Source organism: uncultured Marinobacter sp. (genome assembly GCF_963974375.1).
GTDB lineage: Bacteria > Pseudomonadota > Gammaproteobacteria > Pseudomonadales > Oleiphilaceae > Marinobacter.
In genome coordinates this window covers 1-5,215 of the sequence record NZ_CAXBDN010000286.1, presented here as the reverse complement: position 1 = coordinate 5,215, position 5,215 = coordinate 1, and the positions used below count along the sequence as shown (strand labels likewise).

3 protein-coding genes are annotated in these 5,215 nt (G+C 58.3%); 2 read left to right on the top strand and 1 reads right to left on the bottom strand.

The window, feature by feature from the left end; translation table 11 throughout:
• Both aceE and aceF read left to right on the top strand, forming a co-directional pair.
• Nucleotides 1–2,350: pyruvate dehydrogenase (acetyl-transferring), homodimeric type (gene aceE, locus AAC035_RS18325; RefSeq protein ID WP_339806539.1), on the top strand; the 2,350-nt coding region annotated here is incomplete at its 5' end.
• A 10-nt stretch (nt 2,351–2,360) separates the two neighbouring features.
• The gene (aceF, locus tag AAC035_RS18320; RefSeq protein WP_339806538.1) at nt 2,361–4,064 is read left to right on the top strand and encodes a dihydrolipoyllysine-residue acetyltransferase; all 1,704 of its coding nucleotides are present in this window, start codon (nt 2,361–2,363) and stop codon (nt 4,062–4,064) included.
• A gap of 126 nt (nt 4,065–4,190) precedes the next feature.
• Here aceF and AAC035_RS18315 read toward each other — a convergent pair.
• A partial coding sequence (locus AAC035_RS18315) for a hypothetical protein (RefSeq protein WP_339806537.1) occupies nt 4,191–5,215 on the bottom strand: 1,025 nt, incomplete at its 5' end.

The following is a 5,215-nucleotide window of genomic DNA, read 5'->3' as shown; positions in this document are numbered from 1 at the left end:
CTTCTCTTCTGCGGCCACCCTTTATGATGTGGGCTTCAATTACTTCTTCCACGGTGGTGACGAAAAACGCGAGGCCGACCTGGTCTATTTCCAGGGGCACTCTTCTCCGGGTATTTACGCCCGCTCCTTTCTTGAGGGTCGCTTCGACGAAGAGCAGCTCGACAAGTATCGGGAAGAGGTCGACGGCACCGGGCTGTCGTCCTACCCCCACCCGTGGCTGATGCCGGATTACTGGCAGTTCCCCACGGTGTCCATGGGCCTTGGGCCGATTCAGGCCATTTATCAGGCCCACGTCATGAAGTACCTCCACAGTCGTGAGCTGATCGACATGGGCGATCGCAAGGTATGGTGCTTTGTGGGCGACGGTGAGTGTGACGAGCCGGAAACCCTGGGGTCTATCTCCATGGCGGGCCGCGAGAAGCTGGACAATCTTGTCTTTGTGGTGAACTGCAACCTGCAGCGGCTGGACGGCCCGGTACGGGGCAACGGCAAGATCATTCAGGAGCTGGAAGGCGTGTTCCGCGGCGCTGGCTGGAATGTTATCAAGGTGGTCTGGGGCCGCTGGTGGGATCCGCTGTTCGAACAGGACAAGGACGGCGTCATGCAGAAGGCCATGGATGAAGTCTGTGACGGTGACCTGCAGAATTTCAAGAGTGCCGGTGCCTCCTATACCCGCAAGAACTTTTTCGGGCTCTACCCGGAGATGGCCAAGATGGTTGAGAACCTGTCGGATGAGGATATCGGCAAGCTCAACCGGGGTGGTCATGATCCCTACAAGGTGTATGCCGCCTACCATCGCGCAGTCCACGATCACGGCGGCAAGCCCACTGTGATCCTGGCTCATACCGTCAAAGGCTATGGTTTTGGTGATGCCGGCGAGGCCCAGAATACGGCCCACTCCCTTAAAAAACTGGATATTGCGCAGCTGAAAACGTTCCGGGATCGTTTTGCGGTACCGTTGCGGGACGAAGAGCTGAAGGATGTGCCCTATTACCGGCCAGCGCCGGACAGTCCGGAATTGCAGTATATGCGCAAGCGCCGGCAGGACCTGGGGGGCTTTCTTCCCAAGCGCCGCAAGGATTGTCAGCCGCTGACCATTCCGCCCCTGGAAACCTTCAAAAATCTGCTGGACGGCTCCGGTGAGCGGGAGATATCCACCACCATGGCCTTTGTCCGTCTGCTGACGGCCCTGGCCAAAGACAAGCGGGTAGGCAAGCGCATCGTGCCCATTGTGCCCGACGAGGCCCGTACCTTCGGTATGGAAGGCATGTTCCGGCAGCTGGGGATCTACACTTCGGAAGGCCAGAAGTATGTGCCGGAAGACCGTGACCAGATCATGTACTACCGGGAAGACAAAAAGGGTCAGATTCTGGAAGAGGGTATCAATGAGGACGGCTCCATGGCGGCCTGGATTGCCGCGGCCACGTCCTACAGTACCAATGACTTTCCGCTGATCCCGTTTTACGCCTTCTATTCCATGTTCGGTTTCCAGCGGGTCGGTGACCTGGCCTGGGCAGCCGGGGATATTCAGGCCAGGGGCTTCCTGATCGGTGGCACGTCCGGACGCACCACCCTCAACGGCGAGGGGTTGCAGCACCAGGATGGCCACAGCCATGTACTGGCCCACACCGTGCCGAACTGCAAGGCCTATGATCCGGCCTACGGCTATGAGCTGGCGGTGATCATTCAGGATGGTATGAAGAAGATGTTCGAGGAAAACCAGAACCTCTTCTACTACGTCACCATCATGAACGAGAACTACCAGCAGCCGGCCATGCCGAAAGGTGTGGAAGAGGGCATCATCAAGGGTATGTACCTGTTTGATTCCGTGGAGACCAAGGGCAAGAAAAAGACGCCCCGGGTCCAGTTGCTGGGGTCCGGCGCGATTCTCAATGAGGTCCGTGCAGCGGCACAGTTGCTGAAAGACGACTGGGGCGTGGCCAGCGATATCTGGAGCGTTACCAGCTACAACGAACTGGCCCGGGAAGGTCAGCACGTGGAGCGCTGGAATCTCTACCATCCGGATGACAAGGCCCGGGTACCCTATGTCACCCAGTGCCTGGAGAAGCATCCGGGGCCGGTGGTCTCGTCCACCGATTACATCAAGCTGTATTCCGAGCAGATCCGGGCTTACATTCCCGCGACCTACGTCACCCTGGGCACCGATGGTTTTGGTCGCAGCGACACCCGTGACAAGCTCCGTAGCCACTTTGAGGTCGACCGGTACCACATCACCATTGCCGCCCTCAGTGGTCTGGCAACGGACGGGGAGGTCAATAAGGATCAGGTGCTTGAGGCCATGCGCAAATACGGCATCGACCGCAACAAACCCAATCCGGTGCTGAGCTGAGGAGGTCACCATGAGCGAACAGGAAATCAAGGTTCCGGATCTCGGCGGCGCAGAGGAAGTTGAGGTTATCGAGGTACTGGTCAGCAAAGGCGACACCGTGGCCGAGGAGGATCCGCTGCTGACGGTGGAATCCGACAAGGCTTCGGTGGAGTTGCCGGCACCAGGCAACGGCAAGATCACCAGACTGACTGTAAAAGTGGGCGACAAGCTCAAAGAGGGCGATGTGGTCGGCTATTTTGAGGCTGCAGACGCCGCTGACGACGATGCCGGTGAAGGCGATGATGACAGTGGAGAGAAGGACAAGGACAAGGACGAGAAGGACGAGCCTGAAGCTCCGGACGCCAAATCTGCCGACGACGACAAGGGCAAAGCGGCCGCCACTGCAAAGAAAACAGCTTCCGGTGAATCCCGCAAGGAACGGGTAAAAGTGCCGGCTCTTGACGGATTCGAGGACGTTCCCGTCATCGAGATCAACGTCAGCGAGGGCGACACCGTTGCCGAGGATGACCCGCTGGTCACCGTGGAATCCGACAAGGCCACCATGGAGATACCCTCACCCTTTGCCGGCAAGATTGGCAAGATTCTGGTGTCCGAGGGCGACAAGCTCTCGGAAGGGGACGACCTGCTGGACATGACCGTTGAAGCCTCCGGCGACGGCGAGGAACCTGAGAATGACAGCGCCGAAGATCAGGACAGGAAACCGGATGAAGACAGCAAGGCCTCACCGGAAAGTCAAGACTCCGCTGAGGATAAAAGCCGTTCGTCTTCCGGTAGCCAGACCTACGACGCCGAAGCTTCCTCGCCCGGGGCAAGTGTTCATGCCGGACCGGCGGTACGCAAGCTGGCGCGGGAGCTGGGGGCTGATCTCACCCGGATCAAACCCAGCGGACCCAAGCAGCGGATTCTGAAAGACGATGTGGAAGCCTACATCCGGCAGAAGCTGAAGCAGGCCCAGGAAGGCGGGTCCACCGAGGGCGCCGGCCTGCCGGCCATCAAATTGCCGGACTTCAGCCAGTTCGGAGATGTCGAGCGGGAGTCCATGTCCCGCATGATGGTAGCAACCGCTAACAACATGCAGCGCAGCTGGCTGAATGTACCCCACGTCACCCAGTTTGATGATGCCGACATCACCGATCTGGAATCCTTCCGCAAGGGCCAGAAAGCAGCCGGTGAGAAGAAAGGTGTCAAACTGACACCGCTGCCGTTCCTGCTGAAAGCCTGTGCAACGGTACTGGCCGAGCTGCCCCAGTTCAATGTGTCGCTGGATATGGAGCGCAAGGAAGTGGTGCGCAAGCAATACATCCATATCGGTATAGCGGTGGATACGCCGGCGGGACTGATGGTGCCGGTGATCCGGGATGTGGATAAGAAAGGGCTGTGGCAACTGGCAGAAGAGGCGGCGGACCTGGCCGAAAAAGCCCGGACCAAGAAGCTGAAGCCGGCCGAGATGCAGGGTGCCTGCATCACCATCACCAGCCTCGGCGGCATCGGTGGCACCGCGTTCACACCTATCGTGAACACGCCGGAAGTGGCGATACTGGGCGTGTCCCGGGCAGCCATGAAACCGGTGTGGGATGGCGAGGTGTTTCAGCCCAGGCTGATGCTGCCGCTGTCACTGTCCTATGACCACCGGGCGGTGAATGGCGCTGATGCGGCCCGGTTTACGTCGCTGTTGAGTCAGTTACTGGGGGATATTCGTTCATTGCTGCTTTGACTTTCTGTGATTGATCGCCCAGTTGCCTGAAGGCTTCGGGGAAATCCGCGAGGCCGATTTCTGTTCTCCAGGCAAACAAAAACCCCGGCGGGAGCCGGGGTTTTTTACTGCTTGTTTCTTTGGAAATCAGAAGTCGTATTGGGCAGCAAACAGCAGGCGGCTGGCTTCGCCATCCTGACCGCCGAAGTCTTCACGTTCGAAGAAGGCGTATTCCACGCCCATAGTGACGCGATCGACCGGCATCCACTGGTAGTTGACCATCACCGCAGAGTTGGTCTCACTCTTGTCGTTGACGTTGATACCGGCGTTATTCGCATCATCCAGATCAACTTTTGCCAGACCGTAGGACAGGTTCACTGAGCGCCCCCCGCCCAGGTTAGCACTGACACCCGCGGAACCACCGTAACCGGAGATGGTTTCAAGGTCACCATTGCCATCAACATAAGCGACTTCTCCACCGAAGCCAATATCACCGGCACGGTACAGATGGTTGTTGCCACCGTCTGTATAGGTAAGTGAACCGCGAATGGTGAACATGTCATTCAGTGCCAGGGCGCCCTCAACAAAGGTCGCATAGCCCACGGCGCTATCGTCGGACTGGCCGCCGCTGTTGCCCTCGTCAAATGCGATCTGCTGTAACAGTACCGCCGCCGAGTAACTGAAGGCGCCGGCTGAATCGTTCAGGCGGGCCGTAACGGTGGGCAGGCTGCTTTTCGCATCTGTTGGCGCGTCCAGCAGTGCCGGAAAATAATTCTCTTCCAGAGAAAAAGAGAACGGACCGGTGGTATATCGAACCTGTGTCACAAGATCCTGCTGGCCTGAAAGGCCCGGAACCGAGTCAAAATCCAGGGTCGGCGTAAAGCTTACGAACCCGGTAAAGTTGGACCAGGTCCGGCCGGCGAGAACACCCTTGTATTCACCGTAGGCTTCCCGCAACCGGAACTCGCCACCGCCGCTGCCACGGAAATCGCCCAGAACAACAATGTTGACATCCTGAGGTGTGGTTACGTTTACACCAAGCTGGCTCTGGAAGGCATCGGCGCCAAAGTGGCCGTCATTGCCGGTGTCGGTGGTAAGATTGGTAAAGTCACCGGCAGAGCCTGTAAATAAATCTGTGTAACTGCCCATCCCATTACAGGTGACCGTCCAGG